Source organism: Paractinoplanes durhamensis (genome assembly GCF_016862175.1).
Taxonomy (GTDB): domain Bacteria; phylum Actinomycetota; class Actinomycetes; order Mycobacteriales; family Micromonosporaceae; genus Actinoplanes; species Actinoplanes durhamensis.
In genome coordinates this window covers 321,053-340,858 of sequence record NZ_BOML01000013.1, presented here as the reverse complement: position 1 = coordinate 340,858, position 19,806 = coordinate 321,053, and the positions used below count along the sequence as shown (strand labels likewise).

Annotated in this window: 20 protein-coding genes; 8 read left to right on the top strand and 12 right to left on the bottom strand. The window is 71.0% G+C overall.

Annotated elements, in window-relative coordinates; genetic code table 11:
* Nucleotides 1-60: 60 nt before the first annotated feature.
* The 3 genes from Adu01nite_RS08280 to Adu01nite_RS08270 all read right to left on the bottom strand — a co-directional run bounded on the left by Adu01nite_RS08280 (nucleotide 61) and on the right by Adu01nite_RS08270 (nucleotide 2,628).
* Nucleotides 61-945 (bottom strand): hypothetical protein, encoded by an 885-nt coding sequence (locus Adu01nite_RS08280; protein WP_203725934.1) that lies wholly within the window; start codon nucleotides 943-945, stop codon nucleotides 61-63.
* Between the two features lie 191 nt (nucleotides 946-1,136).
* Nucleotides 1,137-1,862, bottom strand: coding sequence for a GAF and ANTAR domain-containing protein (locus Adu01nite_RS08275; protein ID WP_203725933.1), 726 nt, complete (start codon nucleotides 1,860-1,862; stop codon nucleotides 1,137-1,139).
* A gap of 40 nt (nucleotides 1,863-1,902) precedes the next feature.
* Nucleotides 1,903-2,628, bottom strand: a complete 726-nt coding sequence (locus Adu01nite_RS08270) for a GAF and ANTAR domain-containing protein (protein WP_203726004.1) — start codon at nucleotides 2,626-2,628, stop codon at nucleotides 1,903-1,905.
* Nucleotides 2,629-2,907: 279 nt separating this feature from the next.
* Here Adu01nite_RS08270 and Adu01nite_RS08265 point away from each other — a divergent pair, with 279 nt between their 5' ends.
* The 3 genes from Adu01nite_RS08265 to Adu01nite_RS08255 all read left to right on the top strand — a co-directional run bounded on the left by Adu01nite_RS08265 (nucleotide 2,908) and on the right by Adu01nite_RS08255 (nucleotide 6,444).
* On the top strand, nucleotides 2,908-4,362 hold the full coding sequence (locus Adu01nite_RS08265; protein ID WP_203725932.1) for a cellulase family glycosylhydrolase: 1,455 nt from the start codon (nucleotides 2,908-2,910) through the stop codon (nucleotides 4,360-4,362).
* A 48-nt stretch (nucleotides 4,363-4,410) separates the two neighbouring features.
* Nucleotides 4,411-4,947 carry a hypothetical protein gene (locus Adu01nite_RS08260; protein WP_239132229.1) on the top strand — a complete coding sequence of 179 codons (537 nt, stop codon included), beginning with the start codon at nucleotides 4,411-4,413 and terminating at the stop codon, nucleotides 4,945-4,947.
* A gap of 75 nt (nucleotides 4,948-5,022) precedes the next feature.
* Nucleotides 5,023-6,444 (top strand): sigma-70 family RNA polymerase sigma factor, encoded by a 1,422-nt coding sequence (locus Adu01nite_RS08255; protein WP_239132228.1) that lies wholly within the window; start codon nucleotides 5,023-5,025, stop codon nucleotides 6,442-6,444.
* Between the two features lie 61 nt (nucleotides 6,445-6,505).
* Here Adu01nite_RS08255 and Adu01nite_RS08250 read toward each other — a convergent pair whose 3' ends face one another.
* Nucleotides 6,506-7,948, bottom strand: a complete 1,443-nt coding sequence (locus tag Adu01nite_RS08250; protein WP_239132238.1) for a non-reducing end alpha-L-arabinofuranosidase family hydrolase — start codon at nucleotides 7,946-7,948, stop codon at nucleotides 6,506-6,508.
* A gap of 180 nt (nucleotides 7,949-8,128) precedes the next feature.
* Here Adu01nite_RS08250 and Adu01nite_RS08245 point away from each other — a divergent pair, with 180 nt between their 5' ends.
* Entirely contained in the window at nucleotides 8,129-8,605 is a 477-nt protein-coding gene (locus Adu01nite_RS08245; protein ID WP_203725930.1) for a GNAT family N-acetyltransferase, read from the top strand.
* A 92-nt stretch (nucleotides 8,606-8,697) separates the two neighbouring features.
* Nucleotides 8,698-9,180 carry an NADPH-dependent FMN reductase gene (locus tag Adu01nite_RS08240; RefSeq protein WP_203725929.1) on the top strand — a complete coding sequence of 161 codons (483 nt, stop codon included), beginning with the start codon at nucleotides 8,698-8,700 and terminating at the stop codon, nucleotides 9,178-9,180.
* A 290-nt stretch (nucleotides 9,181-9,470) separates the two neighbouring features.
* On the opposite strand, the gene Adu01nite_RS08235 is transcribed toward Adu01nite_RS08240, so the two are convergent.
* The 5 genes from Adu01nite_RS08235 to Adu01nite_RS47655 all read right to left on the bottom strand — a co-directional run bounded on the left by Adu01nite_RS08235 (nucleotide 9,471) and on the right by Adu01nite_RS47655 (nucleotide 12,297).
* Nucleotides 9,471-9,983 (bottom strand): hypothetical protein, encoded by a 513-nt coding sequence (locus Adu01nite_RS08235; protein WP_203725928.1) that lies wholly within the window; start codon nucleotides 9,981-9,983, stop codon nucleotides 9,471-9,473.
* A gap of 123 nt (nucleotides 9,984-10,106) precedes the next feature.
* The gene (locus Adu01nite_RS08230; protein WP_203725927.1) at nucleotides 10,107-10,499 is read right to left on the bottom strand and encodes a hypothetical protein; all 393 of its coding nucleotides are present in this window, start codon (nucleotides 10,497-10,499) and stop codon (nucleotides 10,107-10,109) included.
* Complete coding sequence (locus Adu01nite_RS08225; protein ID WP_203725926.1) at nucleotides 10,496-11,065, bottom strand: SigE family RNA polymerase sigma factor; 570 nt, start codon at nucleotides 11,063-11,065, stop codon at nucleotides 10,496-10,498. The genes Adu01nite_RS08230 and Adu01nite_RS08225 overlap by 4 nt, the downstream gene beginning before the upstream one ends.
* Nucleotides 11,066-11,133: 68 nt before the next feature.
* The gene (locus Adu01nite_RS08220) at nucleotides 11,134-11,481 is read right to left on the bottom strand and encodes a hypothetical protein (protein ID WP_203725925.1); all 348 of its coding nucleotides are present in this window, start codon (nucleotides 11,479-11,481) and stop codon (nucleotides 11,134-11,136) included.
* Nucleotides 11,482-11,568: 87 nt separating this feature from the next.
* Entirely contained in the window at nucleotides 11,569-12,297 is a 729-nt protein-coding gene (locus Adu01nite_RS47655) for a ricin-type beta-trefoil lectin domain protein (RefSeq protein WP_307836590.1), read from the bottom strand.
* Nucleotides 12,298-12,427: 130 nt separating this feature from the next.
* On the opposite strand from Adu01nite_RS47655, the gene Adu01nite_RS08210 reads away from it, so the two are divergent.
* Nucleotides 12,428-13,117, top strand: coding sequence for a hypothetical protein (locus Adu01nite_RS08210; protein ID WP_239132227.1), 690 nt, complete (start codon nucleotides 12,428-12,430; stop codon nucleotides 13,115-13,117).
* Here Adu01nite_RS08210 and Adu01nite_RS08205 read toward each other — a convergent pair.
* From Adu01nite_RS08205 to Adu01nite_RS08195, 3 genes are read right to left on the bottom strand one after another with little or no spacing between them, the layout of a single operon-like run.
* Nucleotides 13,104-13,895 (bottom strand): DUF2705 family protein, encoded by a 792-nt coding sequence (locus tag Adu01nite_RS08205; RefSeq protein ID WP_203725922.1) that lies wholly within the window; start codon nucleotides 13,893-13,895, stop codon nucleotides 13,104-13,106. The genes Adu01nite_RS08210 and Adu01nite_RS08205 overlap by 14 nt on opposite strands.
* The gene (locus tag Adu01nite_RS08200; protein WP_203725921.1) at nucleotides 13,895-14,788 is read right to left on the bottom strand and encodes an ABC transporter ATP-binding protein; all 894 of its coding nucleotides are present in this window, start codon (nucleotides 14,786-14,788) and stop codon (nucleotides 13,895-13,897) included. The genes Adu01nite_RS08205 and Adu01nite_RS08200 overlap by 1 nt, the downstream gene beginning before the upstream one ends.
* A 21-nt stretch (nucleotides 14,789-14,809) precedes the next feature.
* Nucleotides 14,810-15,265: a GbsR/MarR family transcriptional regulator gene (locus Adu01nite_RS08195; RefSeq protein WP_203725920.1), complete on the bottom strand. Its 456-nt coding sequence runs from the start codon at nucleotides 15,263-15,265 to the stop codon at nucleotides 14,810-14,812.
* A gap of 210 nt (nucleotides 15,266-15,475) precedes the next feature.
* Between Adu01nite_RS08195 and Adu01nite_RS08190 the strand changes: the two genes are divergently transcribed.
* A complete protein-coding gene (locus Adu01nite_RS08190) occupies nucleotides 15,476-16,063 on the top strand; it encodes an FKBP-type peptidyl-prolyl cis-trans isomerase (protein ID WP_239132226.1) in 588 nt (195 codons plus the stop codon).
* A 181-nt stretch (nucleotides 16,064-16,244) separates the two neighbouring features.
* Nucleotides 16,245-19,778, top strand: coding sequence for a beta strand repeat-containing protein (locus Adu01nite_RS08185; protein ID WP_203725918.1), 3,534 nt, complete (start codon nucleotides 16,245-16,247; stop codon nucleotides 19,776-19,778).
* Nucleotides 19,779-19,806: the final 28 nt, after the last annotated feature.

The window sequence follows — 19,806 nt, the reverse complement described above, 5'->3', positions numbered from 1 at the left end:
GATTCCCGAGCCCGGCACGGCCGCGTCGAAGCGGGTCATGCCGTCCAGTGTCGCGGCTGTTCAGACCGCGGCGAACACCGATGCGTACCGGATGCCCGCGCCGAGGCCGCCGCCCTGCACCGAGATCGGGAATCGGCCCTGCGCGGCCTGGGTGTCGAACTCGGTCTGGTACTGCGCGGACGTCTGGTCGTGCCGGGCGACCCAGGGGCCGACGCTGTCGTTGGTGAAGATCGCCGCGTACTGCAGGGCGTCGGACGCGTCGACCACGGTCGGCCGCATCCCCAGCTGGGTGTACTGGTTGAACCAGCCCTGGTAGTCACTGGACGAGCCCATCTGGTGCGCCCGCCAGCCGACCCCACCCGCGTTGGGCAGGACGGTGGCGGCGTAGGTGCGGTCGGCGGCGCCGCCGTAGATCGCCAGCGAGGTGGGGATGCAGTTGTTGGTGCGCGCCCAGGACATCAGGTTCGACAGCGTGCCCGGGGTGGTGGCGGCCCCGTCGACCAGGCCGTGCCGGGCCTGCCAGGTGCCGGGCGGCCGCTGCTCGAAGATCGCGGCGAACACCGGGTCGACCCGGCTGCCGGTGGCACTGACCCGGGTGGCGACGTAGCCGTCCGCGGTGAGTTGGTCGAACCGCGCCTGATAGCCGGCGGCGTTGAGTCCGTGCAGCGCGGCCCAGGCCGGCCCGCCGCGCTGCACCCAGACGGCGGCGTAGAGCGGACTGAACCGGCTCCCGTAGACGCTGACCGAGATCATCCGGTAGCCCTGCTGGATGAGGCTGTCGAAACGCTGCTGGTGAACCGCGCCGGAGACCCCGTGGTAGGCGGTCACCGCGTCGCCGGCCTTGGCGAGCGCGGGCGCGCCCCCGAGCAGGCCGGCGGCGGCGCCGGCGGTGAGCCCGACGCCGGCCAGCAGAGCACGGCGGGAGAGAGCGGATTCGAGTGTCATGACGTGCCTCCACGGCCCGGTGCGCATCCGCGGCTGGACGCGGCCCGCGCCGACCCTCCCACAAAACAGTCCTTTAAACCCCAAAACCCGATAAGTCCGACATCAGAGTTCAACCGACCGGGTACGGGCGGCGCGCGCGACGCCGGCGGCCGCGTCAGCGCCCTGATCCTGGCGGCCTGCCGCCGGTGACGTCAGCGAGTCGTCAGGTTCGGCAGGGCCGGGAGCTCGTTGACGATGGTGGCGGCTACCTCGCTGAGGTGCCGGTTGGTGTTGCGGGAGAAAGCGCGGATCAGGGCGTACGCCTCGTCGGGGTTCACGCCGTAGGCCTGAGCCACCACGCCCTTCGCCTGCTCGATGATGACGCGGCTGTTCAGGGCGCCCTGTAGTTGTTCGGTGAGGGCCTCGCCCCGGCGGATGGACCGTTCCTGCAGGAGGCCGATCACCGCGACGTCGGCCAGGGACTGCACGATCAGGGTGTCCGCGTCGTCCAGCTCGGTGGCGCTGCCGAACACGCCCATCGCGCCGATCACCTCCCGGCGCAGCCGCAGCGGGAACGCGTGCACCGACTGGAATCCGGCCTGGGCGGCGCGCGGTGCGAACTCGGGCCATTTGCCGGCCGCGGCGGCCAGGTTCACGTTGGTCACCGGGCGGGCGGTGCGGAAGGCGTCCAGGCACGGACCGTCACCATATTGAAGTTGGAACAACTCCATCAGGCGGGCGCTCTCGTCGGAGGCGGCCATGAAATTCAGCCTGTTGCGATGATCGGCGAGCATCAGCCCGGCCTCGCCGGTGTCGAACAGGTCGGCCACCCGCTGGGTGAGCATCTGCAGGAACTCGACCACGTCGAAGTCGTCGATCAGCGTGTCGGCGACCTCGACGAACAGGGTTGCGAGCCGTTCGGCGGAAACGGTGGTCACGGGGCCTCCCACCCTTGTCCGGAAACCGTGCCGACGGCGGTCACGACTGGCCGCTGCCGAACGAAAGCCTACGCGCCACCACGTCGCGCGCTACCTCTCCCAACGCGCGATCCTCCGCGTACGCGTGGGCACGCAGCCGGGCCAGCGCGTCGCTGAGCGTGACCCTGAGCTGCACCGACACCATTCCCTGGGCCTGGAAGACCTCCGCGCGCTGCCCCATCACCTCGTCGAGCCCGTCGGCCGCGGCTCCCGGCGGCGCCTGCGCCTGACCGTCCAGCAACGTCGTGACCGCCACGTCGGCGAAGGTCAGCGCGTCCCGCAGCTCGCCGGCGGTCAGGGAGCCCGGCCGGCCGCGGAAGATGTCGAGGGTGCCGAGGCGGGCGGCGCCGATCTGCAACGGGAAGGCGAACACCGCCTGCACGCCCTGTTCGTGCAGGGCCGGCAGGTAGGCCGGCCACCGCCCGGGCGACTCGTCGGCCAGGTCGGGGACGAGCACCGGCCGGCGCCGGTTGAACGCCTCCAGGCACGGGCCCTCGCCCAGGGTGAACTGCAACTCCTCGAGCGCCCGGCAGGCCGGCCCGGACACCGCGGCCACGCCCGGCACGCCGGCCTCGGCCCCCACGCTCACGCCCACACCCTGGGCGGACAGGGCTCGTTCGGCGGCGCTGCACAGCCGGCGCAGCACCCCGGTGACGCCGTCGCCGTCGCCGCCGCGCACCGGCTCGTCGGTGATCAGCCGCAGCACCCGGCCGGCGCGCTCATCCATCGTCACGCCCGCCCATCTTACGGACCATCGAGCAAGTCGCCTCGCCTGCATATGCGGCCGGAACGGCATACGCGCTTGGCACGTGGGAGTCATTGCCGGACGCGGGAGACGGCCCTTACCGTCGTCAATAGATGCCCTCGTGCATCAGCCGACGCCAGGACGGCACTTCAACGACGAACCGCCTGGACGTGCGTACTTCACCAAGGCCGAATGCCACGACGCCGGCCGCGTCGTGCTCCGCCTCCCCCCGAACAGTTCGATGTGAAGGCTGGCTTCCGCATGCCCAAATTCCGTGTACGTCTCTCCGTTCTGGCCGGTGTTCTGCTGGCCGGCACCATGCTCGTGGCCCCTCCCGCGCATGCTGCGGTGCCCACCCTGGCGAGCCGGATGGCCGCCGTGCAGGTCGCGAAGACCATCAACTACTACCCGTCGACCGCCGGCTGGACGTCGATGTGGACGAACTTCGACCCGGCCCGGATCGACATCGACCTGACCAAGGCGGCCGCGCTCGGCGCCACCGCCGTCCGCGTCATCGTCTTCCCGACGACCTTCGGCTACCCGGCGCCGTCCTCGGCGTACACCGCGAAACTCAGTCAGTTCATCGGCATCGCCGATGCCCACGGGCTCAGCGTCAAGCTGACGCTGTTCGACTGGTGGAACGGCTACTCCGACGTGGACAACAGCGTCATCTGGGCGTTGAGCCTGCTCTCGCCGTACATCGATGATCCGCGGGTGATCGCCGTCGAGCTCAAGAACGAGGTCTCGCCGGGCGATGCCGCCGCGATGAACTGGGCCCGTCAGCTGATCCCGGCGATCCGCGCCACCCTGCCGGCCATGCCGCTGACCCTGACCGTCGACGGCACCAGCGGCGCGGCCGGGATGACCAGCCTGAAGGCGCAGCTCGCCACCACCCCGCTGGACTTCTACGACTTCCACTTCTACGGCGCGTCCGAGCGGGCCCTCGCCGAGATCCGCCGGGCCCAGACCGCGGTCGCTCCCGACCTGGTGGTCGTCGGCGAGACCGGGCTCAGCACCCTGTCCGGCACCGAGGGGGAGCAGGGTGCCTTCCTGGCCCGGGTCTTCCGCGCCGCCCAGGTGGCGGGCGTCGGCTCGGTGGCGCCGTGGATCCTCAACGACTTCGCGGCCGGCGCCATCCCGTCGAACTCGGCGGTCTCCACCCAGCCGGCGCAATACAAGTACGGCCTCTACCGCACCGACGGCACCGCGAAATTCGCCGCCGGAGTCGTCAGCGGCGCGTGGACCGGCGGGTCGACCCCGAACAGCATCCTCAACCTCGGGTTCGAGGCGGCCGCGATCGACTCGCCGTGGCGGAACTACCAGCCCGCGGCCGGCGTCGCCGTGATCACCACCGAGACCGCCCGCACCGGCACCCAGTCGGCCCGGTTCACCGGCACCACCCGCACCACCAGCGGGCTGCCGTCCCTGCTCACCTCGCCGATCACACCGGTCCAGGCCGGGGCGTCGTGGCACGCCGAGGTCTACGCCAAGGGCACCGCCGCCACCGGGACCACCGAGCTGGCGCTGAGCTGGTTCGACATCAACGGCACCTGGATCAGCCAGAACACCTCCAACCGCCTGCCGGCCGGCACGTCCACCTGGACGAAGCTCTTCGTCGACGCGGTCGCGCCGACCGGGGCGGCTAGCGTCCAGCTGCACCTCAAGTCCGGCGACAACACCGGCAGCGTGTGGTTCGACGACGTGACGGTGTCCTGACCGGGGCAAACACCCACCAGGCCGCGCCAACCCCGATACGCTGACCGGGTGCACTCCATCGTCCAGGTCGGCAGTCGGCTGGAGCAGTATGCCGACTATCCGGAGGGCGCCGCCCTCACGATGTTCGCGGGCGAGCCGGTGCAGTTGATGCTCTTCCTCAGCCGCCCGCACGAGCTGGAGGTCGAGGCCGTCACGGCGGCCCCGACCCGGTTCGCGTGGGTCGACGGGGAACACACCGGCATCCTGGCCTACCGGCTCGGCCCGATCCTGTCGTGGTCGCAGATCCCGTACAACCCGCACCTCTACGAGCACGAGGACGGCTTGCCGGGCGTCGACGCCGATCCGATCGTCCGGATCGTCCTGGTCGACCGGGACGACCACACCGTCAAGGCGATGCACGAGGTGCGCTGGCCGGAGGAGTTCGCCGCGACCGTCCGGGCCTCCATCGCCCACATGCGCGACCTCCCTTACAACCGCGTTGCGTACGACCATGTCCTCGCCGGGCTGCATCGCCGTTACCCGACCCCGGAAGACCTGGTGCTCGACCGCGCCGACGCGCACTGCACGGCCACCCCGGTCACCTGAGGCGTACTCGTTGAAAGTTTCAATGCGCTCTCGTAACATGCGGGACACATTGAGAACGTTCACAGGGGTCTTTGGTTGACGGGCAGGCTCGCGATCTCGCCGCGGGCGCGACGGGACCGCGAGTCCGACGACGCGCTCGCCGTCGCCGCGCGGGCCGGTGACCGCGAAGCCCTGGATGCGCTGGTCCGCCGGCACCTGCCGATGATCTACAACATCGTCCGGCAGGCGCTCGGCGCCCACCCGGACGTCGACGACGTCGTGCAGGACATTATTTTGCGTACGCTGCGGCAACTGCCCCGGCTGCGCCGGCCGGAGAGCTTCCGGCCGTGGCTGGCGGCGATCACCGTCCGCCAGGTCGGCACCTACCTGACCCGCACCGGCCGCACCGCCGGGCACCTCGCCACCCTCGAGGAGGCGGCCTGGCAGCGGGACCCCGCGGCCGAGCTGGAAGGCCCGGCGCTGCTGCGGGTCGAGATCGCCGCCCAGCGCCGCCAGGTGCGGCACGCCGGGCGGTGGCTGTCCACCGAGGAGCGGGCGGTGCTGTCGCTGTGGTGGCTGGAGACGGCCGGCGAGCTCTCCCGGGCCGAGGTGGCCGGGGCGCTCGGGCTCACCGCCGGCCACGTCGGCGTGCGCCTGCAGCGGATGCGCGATCAGCTCGACCTCGGCCGGACGATCGTGGCGGCGCTGGACGCCGTGCCCGGTTGCCCCGGGCTGGCCGAGGTGGTGGCCGACTGGAACGGGGTGCCGAACCCGTTCTGGCGCAAGCGGATCGCCCGGCACACCCGATCCTGCGCGGCCTGCACCGAGGCTGCCGCCGGCCGCATCCCGGCCGAGCGCCTGCTCCCCGGCTTCGTGCTGCTCCCGGTGCCGGCGGCGGTCGAGGCGGCGACCGCGCACACCGTCGCCACCGGCACGATTCCGTCGATCCTCGACCGCATTCCGCGGGCGTGGGCCGTTTCCGCCGCGGTCGCGGCCCTGGCCGCGGCCGGCCTCTGGGCGACGGCCGATCGGTCCGCCCATCCGCCACCGGCCACCCCGGCGATCGCGGCACCGTCCGCCGCGGTCCCGGTGATCCGGGCCGGGCGGCTGTCGCTGGAGGCGGCCAACGCGCGCGGCCGGTTCGTCGCCATCGACGGGAATCTGAGCCGGCTCGACACGGCCACCGGCAAAGCGGCCCGGGGCCGGGCGACCTTCGACGCGGGCCCGGGCCTGGCCGATGCGGGCTGCTTCACGTTCCGGGCCGCGGACGGCCGGCACCTGCGCCACCAGGAATGGCGGCTGCGGGTGAGCGGGGACGGCCAGACCTCGCTGGACCGGGGGGACGCGACGTTCTGCGTGCGGGCCGGCGAGCCCACCGGTTCGGTGGCGCTGGAGTCGGCCAACTATCCCGGCTTCTTCCTGCGGCACGTGGGCACCGAGCTCTGGGTCGATCAGGACGACGGTTCCGCGACCTTCCGCGCGGACAGCTCGTTCCTGGTCCGCGCGCCGCTGGCTTAGCGTGCCGGGTCAGGCCACCGATGGGCGGGCCCGGCGCATGCCGGACCCGCCCGTTTCGCGGTTAGCGCTGCCGGGTCAGCAGGCCCGGGCGGTACGGCAGGAGGCCGTAGTCGCCGCCGGAGCTGGGGGAGCGGCCCTGGTAGAGCAGTTGCAGGTTGCAGGGGTCGACGGTGAAGGTCTGGTCGGCGGTGGTGCGGATCAGCTCGCCGTGGCTGATGTCATTCGTCCACGTCGCGCCGCTGTTGGCCTTGCCGGCGAACGGGTTGCTCTCGGTGGCGGCCTGGGCCGTCCAGGAGCCGCCGAGGCTGGTGGCGGTGAACGAGCGGAAGTAGCGGCCGTTCGCGCCGATCGCCTCGACGATCATCAGGTACTGGTTCTGGCCGGCCACCTTGTAGACCTGCGGCGCCTCGAACAGGTTGTTCGTGGTGTCGCTCATGACGGTCGTGTAGGAGGAGCCGAAGCTGCCGGGGAAGTTGCCGATCGGCATGCTCGCCCGGTAGATCTTGCCGTTGTCGCCGGCGAAGAACAGGTACATGGTGGTGCCGTCGGCGATCAGGGTCTGGTCGATCGGCCCGGTGCCGGAGCCGGTGATGCTGCCGGAGAACAGCGGCTGGGCCGCCGACCAGCCGTTGGCGTTGGTGGGGTCGGTGGAGGTGCGGTAGGAGAACGCGGTCGCGCCCCACTGATAGGTGAGTACCCAGATGTTCTTCGGCGCGAAGTAGAACAGCGTGGGTGCGACGGTGCCGGACGACATGCCGTTCTGCGCGGCCGAGGCCATGTCCGACCAGTTGGTGAACGGGGTGAAGTTCATCGAGCCCCAGGTCGACCCGGTGTCGTGGGTGGTCGCGTAGACGAGCTGCTTGCCGTTGTAGGGCACGACCGTGAAGTCCTTGAGCGACACCCAGCCCGACTTCGGGGTGGCCAGCGCGCCGGTCGACGACCAGCGGTAGGACGAGGGAAGGGTGCACGCGGCGGAACTGCCGACCGGGACGAGCTGCCACTGCTGATTGGTGCCGTTCCAGTCGGCGTACTGGACGATGTTTCCGCCGTCGGCGGTGGCCGCGCCCTGCACCTCGACGGCTTTGCCGCTGTTGCGGTTCAACAGCTGGATGTAACCGTCGACGTCCTGAATGCTGAATTGCTGGTTGGTGGAGTTGTTGTCGGTCCACTGCACGATCGAGCCGCCGTCGGCGGTCGAGAAGTTGTAGACGTCGAGCACCTTGCCGGACAGCTTGGACTTGAGCCGGTAGTAGCCGCCGCCGGAGTCGACGAACTGCCACTGCTGCTGCGACTGGTCGTTACGGGTCCACTGGGTGATCCGGGCGCCGTCGGTGGTGGCCAGGTTGTAGACGTCGAGGGCCTTGCCGCTGTTGCGGTTGACCAGCACATACGACGCGCTGGTGTCGATCGTGGCGGCGGCCGCCGGGCCGGCGGCGAGCGCGACGACGACACCGCCGGCGGCGAGCGTCACCACCGCGACGGCGGCACGCCAGGCCTTACTCATGACAGTCATGGGGATGCTCCTGCGGGACGGAGAACGCTTACATTGAATCGCGTGAATCGCATATTGCCAGGGTGTTTCCTTCGACATCAATAGAAGTGGACCGCGAATTCGGCGCGACTCGCGTGCATTTCCCGGCGTAACACTTTTTCATCATTCGACTTTTCGTTATAGGGTTCGGGGATGCGTGAAGCGAGAATCGATGACGTCGGTTCGATCGCCGGCATCTGGCATCAGGGCTGGCGCGACGGCCATCTGGGGCACGTGCCCGCGGCGCTCGCCGACGAGCGCACACCCGAGACGTTCCGCACCCGGGCGGCCGATCGCCTGCCGGACACGACCGTGGCCGTCGTCGACGGTGAGGTGGCCGGCTTCGTCATGGTGGCCGGCGACGAGGTCGAGCAGGTGTACGTGGCGGCGGCGCACCGCGGCACCGGCACGGCCGCGGCCCTGCTGGCCGAGGCCGAGCGCCGGGTCGCCGCGGCCGGCTTCGCGGCGGCCTGGCTGGCGGTGGTCCCGGGCAATGCCCGGGCGCGGCGGTTCTACGAGCGGCAGGGCTGGCGCGACGCCGGCGGATTCGAGTATGCGGCGAGCGCCGGCACCGGCACCATCGCCGTCCCGTGCCGCCGATACACGAAGGCCGTCCGCCGCGGGGAGTAGTGACGCAGCGTAATTGTCGAGTGCACGGATAGCTTTGGCGGCTTTCTGGCGTGATGATGGCGTGAGATCGAAGCGATCGGAGGGTAGGCCGTATGTCGGACGTGGTTGTGGTTTCCGGCCATCCCGATCCCGGATCGAGGACGTTGCAGCTGGCCACGGCGGTCGGCGAACGGTTCGCGATGAGCCGGGGTGACACCACCGTGGTGGTGGTCGACGTTTCCCAGTTGGGTCCGGGTCTGCTGGTCTCCGGCGATGGCGCCACCGGCGAGGCCCTGTTGGCATTGCAGGACGCCACCCTGTTGATCGTGGCGACCCCGACGTACCGCAGCAGCTACTCGGGCGTGCTCAAGGTGCTTCTCGACCAGTTGCCGGCCAATGCCCTCGCCGGGGTGCTCGCCATTCCGGTCGTCACCGCGGACATGCAGGCGCAGGCCGACCTGGCCGAGGCGTTCCTGGCGCGGCTGCTGAGCGACCTGGGCGCGGACGTCGTCGACTTCGGCCTGACCGCGATCGGGCCCGAACTCGCCGACCCGGCCTCGGTCGCCGAGCTGTACGCGGACGCGCTGATCAGCTGAGCCCGCCGCCGGCTGGTCAACGTGGACCGGCCGGCCTGCCGGATCGCCACCTCGCGCAGGCCCAGGGCCGCGCGTAGGGTCGGCGCGCCCGCGGCCGGTTCCGGCAGCCACCGGCGCAGCGCCGTGACCACACGGATCCCGACGCGTACGAAAGCGGCTGGTTCGCCGTCCGCACCGTGGCCAGCCATTTCCATCTCCGGGACTTCACGGTCTGGCGTCCACCGGCCGGTTAGGAGGGTTTCGGCTCCGGCGACCGCCCGGGCCCGCGAAAGCCGGCCCGGGCGGAGGGATCACTGGACGGTCAGGGTGCCCGCCGCCGGCTGGCCGGCGTCCGGGGTGCAGGCGAGCTTGACCGAGCCGATCAGCTGGACGTCGGCGGTGATGTCCACCGCGCCGCCGGTGAGGGTGTCTGTGCCGGCCACCGACGGGGTCCAGCTGCCGGTCAGCTCGCCGGTGATCGGGTCGCCGGCCGGGATCGCGCCGCCGCTGCCGGCCAGCGTGAACGAGCCGGTCTCGGCCCCGCTGACCTGCAGGACGGCGGTGCCGCTCCACGACTTGATCCGCAGCGGGGCGGTGAGGCCGAGGTCGGTCACGGTCAGGTCGAACGCGACCGGGGAGCCGGCCGCGGCCGGGTTCGGGGTGGCGACGAGCTCGCCGGTGATGGTCACCGCGTCGGTGCCCAGGATGCTGGTGCACGTGTACGGCGCGGACACCGGGTCGGCCAGGGCGGGCAGCGGTGCGGCGAGAACTCCGACGGGTAGGGCCGCGGCGATGACGGCCCAGCGGGCTGCGGAGACGGTCATGGAACGCTCCTTTGCGCTTGTTACCGGGGAGTTCCATTGTATTTACGAACGTCGATGTCTTGAACGGCGTGGGCGACACAGTTGGGCGCTCCGGTTGTCGCCGCCGCACAACGCCGCGCCGCGCTACGGCGTGGCGCGGGTGACCGGACCCGTGCTCGCGGGGCTTGCCGTCTCCGGCTTGGCCGACGCCGACGCCGAAGCCGAGGCCGAGGTCGACGGGATCGGGCCGGCCTGGCTCGACGTCGCGGTCGGGGTGGGGGTGGGGCGCGAGCTCGCGGCCGGCGCCGGCGAGGAACCCGGCATCACCGGTGGCGCGACCGGGGCGGGCGGGCGTAGCAGGGCGAACACCAGGATCGACACGGCCGCGGCGGCGAGCCCGGCGGACAGCGGCAGCCACCAGCGGCGTGTTTCGGCGCGCGCCGGGTCGGCCGCGGGCCGCACGCCCTGGCCGGTGACGGCGGCCGCCCGGGCGGCCAGGGCCCGGCGTACCCGCTGCTCCAGGTCGGTGTCGCTCATTTCTCCCCCAACTGGGCCCGCAGCACCCGCAGGGCGTGGTGCGCGGTCGACTTCACGGTTCCGGCCGAGATGCGCAGGGCGGTGGCGATCTCCCGCTCGGACAGGTCCGACCAGTAGCGCAGCACGATGATCTGCCGCTGCCGCGCGGTCAGCCGGCCCAGGGCCCGGATCACCTCGAGGTTGTCCGCGCCGAGCAGGGCCTGGTCCTCGGCGGCCGGCACCGGGTCCCGCCGCGGCGGCAGGTAGGCCCGGGCGATCCGGCGGCGGCGCAGCACCGAGCGGGCCGCGTTCATCACCCCGGAGATCAGATAGGCGTACGGGTCGGCCACCGCGCTCAGGTCGTCGCGGTGCCGGCGGTAGAGCCGGGTGAAGACGTCCTGCACGATGTCCTCGGCCGTCGGCTGGTCGTCGACCATGAGCACGGCCATCCGGATCAGCGGCAGCCGGCGTTCCCGGTACAGCGCGCTGATCGCCGGGGCGTCGGCGGGCGCCGCGACGGCGGGGCCGGACATCGCCCCGCGCATCCAGCGAAGCAGCGATGTCGGCATCGGCAGTGCAAAGGTCACGCAGGGCCTCGTCGGTGTGGGTGGTGGTAAGGGCGGTCGCGGGCCGGCGGGGCCGGCCCGCGATGCGCTCAGGAGGTGGCGCGGGTCGAGGCGGTCGGCGCCGGCGTGGTGATCCGCGTCGGCTTGGCGGTCTCCGCCGGCGCAGAGGCCGACGGGCGCGTCCTCGGGGCGGCCGTCGCGCTGGGAACCGGCGAGACCGGTGCGGCGGTGGCGGTGGCGGCCGGGTGACTCCGGGACGCGGTCGTCGCCGGCGTGGAGCCGGACGTGGCCGGCGACGGGGCCGCCGATGCGGTCGCCGAGGGCGCCGGCGCGGGGGTCGCGTCGTCGGCGAACGCCGCCGCCGTGGTCACCCCGCCGATGGCGACGACGGCAACGGCGCCGGCGGCGACCGCGAGGGCACGAGTGGGTTTGCGCATCAGAAGCTCCAGTACGGTCAGTGGTGCACTGTCGCATGGAGGGACGCGCGAGACCCGGATAGGTTGGCTCCACGGCGGTGATTCAGTTCACAGGCCCATGTCGGTGCGCAGCGCGGCCACCAGCTTCACGTTCCGGATGTAGTCGTCGGCCGACGTCGCCTCGGCGGCCTGGTTGAGCCCGTACGGCCAGAAGTGCTGGGTGTCGGCGTAGAGCACGGCCGACGCGTTCCCGGTCACCGACCGTAGTTTGGCGATGGCGGCGCTGCCGGTCCACTGGCCGCCGGACACGTGCGCCGACCAGGTGCTGTAGGTGCCGACGCCGAGGGTGTGCGCGATCTCGTGCTGGGCGGTCGCCTGGTTCATGTAGCCACGGCTGCTGCCGAACCGGATCGTGCCGTTGTAGTTGCCGTCGGCCGTCGCCACGCTGGTGTCGTACGTGACGTAAAGGGCTTTGGCCGTACCCAGATAGCAGTTGTACTCGGCGACGGCGAGATTCATCGCCGTGGTGATCTGGGTGTAGGCGTCGGTCTGGTCGGCCGTCGGCGACGAGGCCCGGGCGAGGGTCCAGGTCAGTCCGCCGGAAGCCGGGCAGCCCGCCGACCCCACGGTGACGTTCCATTTCTGGTTGCCGCCGCCGTTGCAGGTGTAGAGGTCGAGCAGCGTGCCGTTGGCGGTGCCGGCGCTGAGCGCGTCCAGGCAGAGCCCCGACGCGGCGCCGCGGACGGCGCCGATCGCGGCGGAGGCCGGCCCGGCCGAGACGACGGCGAGGGCGGCACCGGCAAGGACGGTGACGGCGAGCGCAGCGACGCGTTTCATGACCGAAGAACGTACGCATCCACGCCTGTCGATGCAATCTTTACTCTTTTCGATGGATGCTGATCCGTTGAGTGACGGGATCCGTATCAGAGGATGACCTTGTCGCGACGGAGAGTAAAAGGTGGTCATCGTGGGGGCGCCGCAGCAGACCTGGCCCACGGTCGCATTGATCGGACATCCGGCGTACCTTCTCGAACCCGCGGCGAGGCGGTGGGTCCACCGGGAATTGGTGCGGGCCGCGGTCCGGCTGCGCGACACCAACGGCATGACCCGCGGCCTCTCCGGGATGTCCCGCGGCCCCGGCCTGTGGTGGGCCGACGCGGTGCTGCGCGCGCACGTCGATCTGGGGCTCCACCTGCCGTTTCTCCGCCAGGCGGACAGCTGGCCGGACGCCGACCGGGTGGAATGGATGCGGCTGATGGGCCGGGCCGGCCGGGCGCCGCTGGTCTACGGCGCGACGCCGCAGCCACGCTCCCTGATCGCCTGCCATCGCGCGATGATCGACGAGGCCGACGAACTGCTGGTGGTCTGGCAGCCGGGCGCCCGGGGCCAGGTCTGCGACGCGGTGCGCTACGCGCTGGCCCAGGGCCGCTGCCCGGTCTGGATCGACCCGGAGCAGCAGTGGATCCACCGGCCGGCCGCCGACGAATGGCCCACGTTTCTCCCCAGCCCGGCCGAGGCGGCGGTCAGCGCGCAGGCGGAGATGCGCTCGGTGCGCAACCGGCGGGACGGCCAGCCCGGCACCGGCCAGCCCGGCACCGGCCGGGTCGCCAACACCGGTTCGTACCATGCGGCTTCCCGCCCGGTCAGGAAGAACTGAGGTCGCGCCGGTTGAAGCGCCAGGTGCCGGCGGCGACGAACAGGACGGCGAAGCCGAGCAGCAGGCCGGCGTGGCCCCACTGCACGCCGTGCTTCAACGGTTCGCCGCCCAGGTACCAGTCGAAGGGGGAGAGCCTCTCCGTCCACTTCAGACCGTTGATCTGGGTGAAGAACGAATCGGCCAGATAGCCGAGCACGGCGACGACCGCGCTCACGGCGAGCGCCTGGGCGCGGCGTCCGGTCCAGGCGCCGACCCCGTAGGCGAGCGCGGCGAACAGCAGTCCGAACAGGGCCAGCTGCAGGCAGATCGCGACCAGCCGGCCGGGGGGCAGGGCGGTGAACCGGCCCGGGCCGCGCAGCGCGATGACGACCAGGCACATGACCGCGGCCGCGGCGACCATCGCCGCGGCGACGGCCAGGAAGCGTTGCAGGGCGAGCGAGACCCGGCCGACCGGCTGGGCCAGGACCAGGTCGAGGGTGCCCGCCTCCTCGTCGCCGGCCACCGCCTTCACCCCGGCCGCGATGGCGAAGACCGCGACCAGGATCGGCACCAGCAACCCGAAGACGCTGGCCGCGAAGTAGTTCGCCGGCTGCGTGTAGTCCTGCAGGTGGAAGGCCTCCTTGAGGGCCTGCGGGAACGAATTGAGGGCGTCGGTCATCGCCGGGTTGTCGATGCTGCGGTAGAACGACGCGTACATCGCGGCGACCGCGGTGAGCGCCACGATCCAGCCGAGCCACGCGCGGCGGTTGTCCCGCACCGCCTTCCGGAAGACGCGCATCACGCCTCCTCATGCCGGTAGTAGGTGAAGAAGAGCTCCTCGAGCTCGGGTTCCTCGCTGATCAGATCGACCACGTGGTGCCGGGCCAGTGCCTTCACGAACGCGTCGGCGTCGCCGGCGAGCTTGCCCCGCAGCACTGTGCCGTCCACCACCACGTCGGAGAGGCCGGCCGCCTCGACGACCGGTGCGTCGGTGTCGAAGTGCACCTCAATCTTGCGGAGGGCCCGTTTCCGCAGGTCGTCGATGTGCTCGACGGCGACCAGGGTGCCGGCCCGGATGATGCCGACCCGGTCGCAGGTCTGCTGCACCTCGCTCATCACGTGCGACGACATGAAGACGGTCTGCCCGCGCCGGGCGGCGGCCTGGACCTCGGCGACGAACTGCTGCTGCAGGAACGGATCGAGGCCGCTGGTCGGCTCGTCCAGGATGAGCAGCGGCGGCTCGTGCATGAAGGCCTGCAGCACACCGATCTTCTGCCGGTTGCCCTTGGACAGGCTGCCGATCCGCTTGCCGAGGTCGAGGTCCCACCGGGCCGCGAACTCGTCGATGCGCCGGGCGGGGACGCCGCCGCGCAGGTCGCCGAGGTAGGTGAGCAGTTCGCGGCCGGTCTGCCGGGCGTCCGCGACGAAGTCGCCGGCCAGGTAGCCGATCCGGGAGCGAAGGGCGGGGTCAGAGCGTGGATCGGCGCCGAGGACCCGGACCGTGCCGGTGGTGGGCCGGATCAGATCGAGCAGGATGCGGATCGTGGTGCTCTTGCCGGCGCCGTTGGGGCCGAGGAAGCCGAACACCTCGCCGGGGGAGACGGTGAGGTCGAGGCCCTTGAGCGCGGTCGTGCCCCGGGGGCCGTAGCGCTTGACCAGGGCTTCGGTCTGGATGGCCGGGATGTCCGCCATCATGCGTCCTTTCGTTGGTTCCTAGGTGAGTCCTTCTCGTCGCGCGAACTCGTCGATCAGCTGGGGGATCCGCTCGGCCATGAAGGCGTAGAAGTCGCGGCTCACCCGCAGCCGTTGCGCCCGCGGCAGGCTCTCGTCGCCGCCGAGCAGGTCGATGCCGTTCTGCATCAGGGCGTGGATGGCCAGGTAGACGCGCCGGGCGTCGACCGTGCGGACCAGCGCGTCGGGCAGCATCTCGTACACGTGGCCGCGGCCCGCGCCGGGCACCCGCCGCACCATGCCGACCTGCTCCAGCGCGCGCATGCCGGTGCTGACCGAGCCCTTGGAGAGGCCGAGCGACCGGGCGAGCTGGGCGCTGCTCTGCTGCGGCGGATCGCAGATGAGCAGCCGGCCCATCAGCTTGCCGAACGCAGCCGGCAAGCCTATCCCGGACAGCACGACGCCCACCTCTTCGGCGAACCGCCGTTCCTCATCCACCCGATTCTCCTAACATTCAAAACCTTCTGAACGATACAGCGTCCGTACGGGGTGGGCCACCACAGAAGAGTGTCGTATTGTCGGCCCGTGCCGGAATCTGTGACTAGCCGCGGGACTGCGGCTACCAAGCGTGCTGCTGCTGGTCCCTCGCGTAAAGGCCCTGGTGGGCCGCCGCTCAAGACGAAAGCGGAGAAGCGGGCCGAGGCCAAGGTGGCCAAGGCGCGCGCCCGGGCGAAGCAGAAGCGCCGCCAGGCGCTGACCGTCGGCGGCTCGGCGGTCGTCGTGCTGGCGCTGCTCGTCGGGCTCGTCGTGTGGATCACCCAGACGTCGTCGGACAAGAGCCCGGCCGCCGCGAGCGCGAGTGCGGAGGCCACGCCCAGCGCGGCCGCGTCCAGTGCGGCGTTCCCGCCGGTTCCGGCCGGGGCCGACCCGGCCCTGTCGACGAAGCCGACCGCGACCGCGGGCACCGGCACGGTCGCCAAGCTCAAGACGACGACCCTCATCGCGGGCACCGGCGCGGCGGTCCAGTCCGGTCAGACGATCGAGGTGAACTACGTCGGCGTCGGCTACTCCGACGGCAAGGAGTTCGACTCGTCGTGGAGCCGGTCGGAGGCGTTCAGCTTCCAGATCGGGTCCGGCGGCGTCATCAAGGGCTGGGACCAGGGGCTGCTCGGGGTGAAGGTGGGCAGCCGGGTGCAGCTCGACATCCCGTCCGACCTGGCCTACGGCGACAACCCGACCGGCGGCCAGCCGGCCGGCGCCCTGCGCTTCGTGGTCGACGTCCTCTCCGCGTCCTAGCCGCATCGGCCCCATCAATATCCCCTGAAACGGCAAAACGGCCAAATCGCAGGTCAGTGGGCTTTAAAGTCATAAAACCCACCGTGACCTCGGGGGCCTAGTGGCTGTTGGCAAGGGAGTGCGTGCGGTGGGGGATCGCGGGTCGGTAAAGCGTCGTGCGTGGGCAGGGATTCTTGGTCTGTTGGCCGCGTGGGTGATGCTGCCGACCGCCGCTGCCCAGGCCGGCTACGCCACGAAGGTTGCGTACCCGACCGGGAGCTTCCCGATCGGAGTGGCCGCCGGGGATTTCAACGGCGACAACAGGCCCGATGTCGCCGTGGTCAACGTCAACTCCGACAACGTGTCGGTACTGCTGGCCACCGGCGGCGGTGCCTTCGCCAACAAGGTCGATTACAGCACCCTGGTCGCGCCGATCGGGGTGGCCACCGGAGACTTCAACGGCGACAACAAACTCGATCTCGCGGTGACGAGCAATGGCGCCAGCATGGTGTCGGTGCTGTTGGGCGTCGGTGACGGTACCTTCGGCACCAGGGTCAACTACGCCGTCGCATCCGCCTCGGTCGGGGTGGTGGTCGGCGATTTCAACAACGACACCAAACTCGATCTCGCCGTGGCCGCGAGTAGTGCGGTCGTGGTGTCGGTGCTGCTGGGCGCCGGTGACGGCACCTTCGGGACCAGCGTCAACTACACCGCCGGGTCCTCCCCGTACGCGCTGGCTGTCGGCGATTTCAACCAGGACGGAAAGCCTGACCTCGTGGTGACCAACGGCGGCACCAATTCCGTGTCGGTGCTGTTGGGAAACGGCAACGGTACCTTCGCCGCCAAGGTCGACTACACCACCGGAAACTACCCGTTCGCCGTGCAGGTCGGGGATTTCGACCAGGACGGAAAGCCCGACCTCGCGGTGAGCAACCTCAACTCCGCCACGGTGTCGGTGCTGCTGGGCAACGGCAACGGGACCTTCGCCGCCAAGGTCGACTACACCACCGGGACCAACCCGTCCGGGATGGCACTGGACGACTTCAACAGCGACGGCAAGCTCGACATTGTCGTGGCGAACCGTAACGCCAATACGGTGTCGGTGCTGTCGGGCAACGGTGCCGGCGCCTTCGCCGCCAAGGCCGACTCGCCGGCCGGGATGTTCCCCTGGGGGATCGCCGTGGCGGATTTCGACCAGGACGGAAAGCCCGACTTCGCGGTCAGCAACTTCATCTCCAACACGCTGTCGATCATTCCGAACACGCCGACTCCGGTGTCGACGGTGACCTCCTCGGCCAACCCCTCGGCCGCGGGGAACTCGGTGACCTTCACCGATACCGTCTGCGGACTCGGCGCGACCCCCACCGGAACGGTCACCTTCAAGGACGGTGCTACCTCGCTCGGCCCGGGGACTCTTGTCGCCGGCGGTGGAACGAACTGCGCGCAGGCCACCGTGAGCACGTCCGCGCTGAGCGCCGGTTCGCGCTCGATCACCGGCGTCTACGGCGGTGACGTCACGTTCGGTCCCAGCACCTCCAACACCCTGACCCAGGTCGTCAACGGGCCGCCGGTAACGCATTTCGTGGTGTCCGCTCCGGCGTCGGCGACGGCGGGCACTGCCGTGAACGTGACCGTGACGGCGAAGGACGCCGGTGAGAACACGGTGACCGGCTACGGCGGGACGCTGACGTGGACGTCGTCGGACCCGTCGGCGGTGCTGCCGTCGAGCTCGACCAGCCTGACCAACGGTGTGGGAGTCGAGCCGGTCACGTTCAGCACTGCCGGCAGCCGGACCGTGACCGTCACCGACGGCAGCTCGATCACCGGCACCAGCGGGGGCGTCACGGTCGAACCGGGGGCGGTGACGCACTTTGCGGTGTCCGCCCCGGCGTCGGCGACGGCCGGCACGCCGGTGACCGCGACCGTGACGGCGCTCGACGCCGCCGGGAACACGGTCACCAACTACTCCGGCTCGGTGGCGTGGTCGTCGACCGACTCGGCGGCGGTGCTGCCGCCGACCGCGACCAGCCTGACCAACGGGGTGACCAGCAAGCAGATCACGTTCAGGACGAGCGGCAGCCAGACCGTCACGGTGACCGACATCGTCGCGAACACCGGCACCAGTGGCAGCGTCGCGGTCGATCCGGGGGCGGTGACGCACTTCGCGGTGTCGGCGCCCGCTTCGACGACATCGGGCACGCCGGAGACGGTGACCGTGACCGCGATGGACGCCGCCGGCAACACGGTCACCAGCTATGCCGGCTCGGTGACGTGGGCGTCGACCGACTCGGCGGCGGTGCTGCCATCCAGCCCGACCAGCTTGACCGGCGGCGCCGGCACCGAACAGATCACCTTCACCACCAGCGGCAGTCAGACCGTGACCGCCACGGACGGCTCGATCAGCGGAACCAGCAACAGCGTCGCGGTCGATCCGGGGGCGGCGGACCATTTCGTGGTCGCGGCCCCGGCGTCGGCGACGGTGGACAAGGCGGTGACCGCGACCGTGACGGCGAAGGACGCCGCCGAGAACACGGTCACCGGCTATGCCGGATCGGTGGCGTGGACGTCGACGGACTCGGCGGCGGTTTTGCCGTCGAGCCCGACCATCCTCACCAACGGCGTCGGCACCGACTCGATCACATTCCACACCAAGGGCAGCTGGACCGTGACGGCGACCGACTTCTTCGCGATCACCGGAACCAGCAACAACGTCACGGTCAAACCGGCGGGCGTCACCTTCATCCCGGTGACGGTGACCCACTTCGCGGTGACGGCTCCCGCGTCGGCGACGGCCGGCACGACGGTGACGGTGACCGTGACGGCGAAGGACGCCGGGGACAACACCGTCACCAGCTACGACGGCACGGTGGCGTGGACCTCCACCGACGCGGCGGCGGTGCTGCCGTCGAGCCCGACCAGCATCAGCAACGGCGTGGGCACGGCCCGGGTCACGTTCGGCACCAGCGGCGGCCGGACGGTGACCGCCACCGACACCGGGTCGATCACCGGGACCAGCAACAACGTCCAGGTCAGCCCGCGGGCGGTGACCGGGGTCCAGGCACGCGGCGGAGTCGCGTCGATCATCGCGTCGTGGGCCGCGGTGACGGGCGCGTCCGGCTACACCGCGACCGCCGACCCCGGCCCGTCCTCATGCAGCACCACGACCGCGACGAGTTGCGTGCTGGGCGGGGTCGCGGGAACGGCGTACACCGTAAGGGTTGTCGCCCATCTGCAAGATGGTGGCGATTCCGCGGCGAGCGCGCCGTCGAACATGGTGATCCCGACGCAACCCAAGGCGCCGGACACCGCACCCGATTCCGGGAACGCGGGTCTGACCACGGACAAGGGTGACGTCCCGGCGGCGCAGCCCGGCGACACGTTCACCGTGATCGGGGCCGGGTTCGCGGCCAACTCCACGGTGCGGATCACCGTCTACTCCGCACCGCGGATGCTGGCGACCGGGGTCACCGACCGGTCCGGGAAGCTGCGGCTGCCGGTCACCCTGCCGGCCGACCTGGCGCCGGGGAAGCACACCGTGCTGGCGTACGGCGTCGCTCCCGATGGCAGCACCCGCCGCCTGACGCTGACCGTGACGGTCGCCGCCAAGGCTGACGATGGTGGGCTGCCGACGACCGGGGTGAACGCTTTGAGCACCGCGCTGCTGGGCGTCCTGTTCACCGCGGCCGGTCTGGCGCTGGCCATCCGGCCGCTGCGGCGGCGGTCGGCCCGCTCGTAGCTCGACGTTGATCAGGGCGAGGACGCGA

What these genes read in the sequence shown, in the direction of transcription:
- Adu01nite_RS08270 (WP_203726004.1), bottom strand. Translation starts at nt 2,628, where the DNA reads ATGGATGAGCGCGCCGGCCGGGTGCTGCGGCTGATCACCGACGAGCCG.
- Adu01nite_RS08280 (WP_203725934.1), bottom strand. Translation starts at nt 945, where the DNA reads ATGACACTCGAATCCGCTCTCTCCCGCCGTGCTCTGCTGGCCGGCGTC.
- Adu01nite_RS08205 (WP_203725922.1), bottom strand. Translation starts at nt 13,895, where the DNA reads ATGCGCGTCTTCCGGAAGGCGGTGCGGGACAACCGCCGCGCGTGGCTC.
- Adu01nite_RS47655 (WP_307836590.1), bottom strand. Translation starts at nt 12,297, where the DNA reads ATGAAACGCGTCGCTGCGCTCGCCGTCACCGTCCTTGCCGGTGCCGCC.
- Adu01nite_RS08245 (WP_203725930.1), top strand. Translation starts at nt 8,129, where the DNA reads ATGCGTGAAGCGAGAATCGATGACGTCGGTTCGATCGCCGGCATCTGG.
- Adu01nite_RS08240 (WP_203725929.1), top strand. Translation starts at nt 8,698, where the DNA reads ATGTCGGACGTGGTTGTGGTTTCCGGCCATCCCGATCCCGGATCGAGG.
- Adu01nite_RS08265 (WP_203725932.1), top strand. Translation starts at nt 2,908, where the DNA reads ATGCCCAAATTCCGTGTACGTCTCTCCGTTCTGGCCGGTGTTCTGCTG.
- Adu01nite_RS08230 (WP_203725927.1), bottom strand. Translation starts at nt 10,499, where the DNA reads ATGAGCGACACCGACCTGGAGCAGCGGGTACGCCGGGCCCTGGCCGCC.
- Adu01nite_RS08235 (WP_203725928.1), bottom strand. Translation starts at nt 9,983, where the DNA reads ATGACCGTCTCCGCAGCCCGCTGGGCCGTCATCGCCGCGGCCCTACCC.
- Adu01nite_RS08220 (WP_203725925.1), bottom strand. Translation starts at nt 11,481, where the DNA reads ATGCGCAAACCCACTCGTGCCCTCGCGGTCGCCGCCGGCGCCGTTGCC.
- Adu01nite_RS08250 (WP_239132238.1), bottom strand. Translation starts at nt 7,948, where the DNA reads ATGAGTAAGGCCTGGCGTGCCGCCGTCGCGGTGGTGACGCTCGCCGCC.
- Adu01nite_RS08200 (WP_203725921.1), bottom strand. Translation starts at nt 14,788, where the DNA reads ATGGCGGACATCCCGGCCATCCAGACCGAAGCCCTGGTCAAGCGCTAC.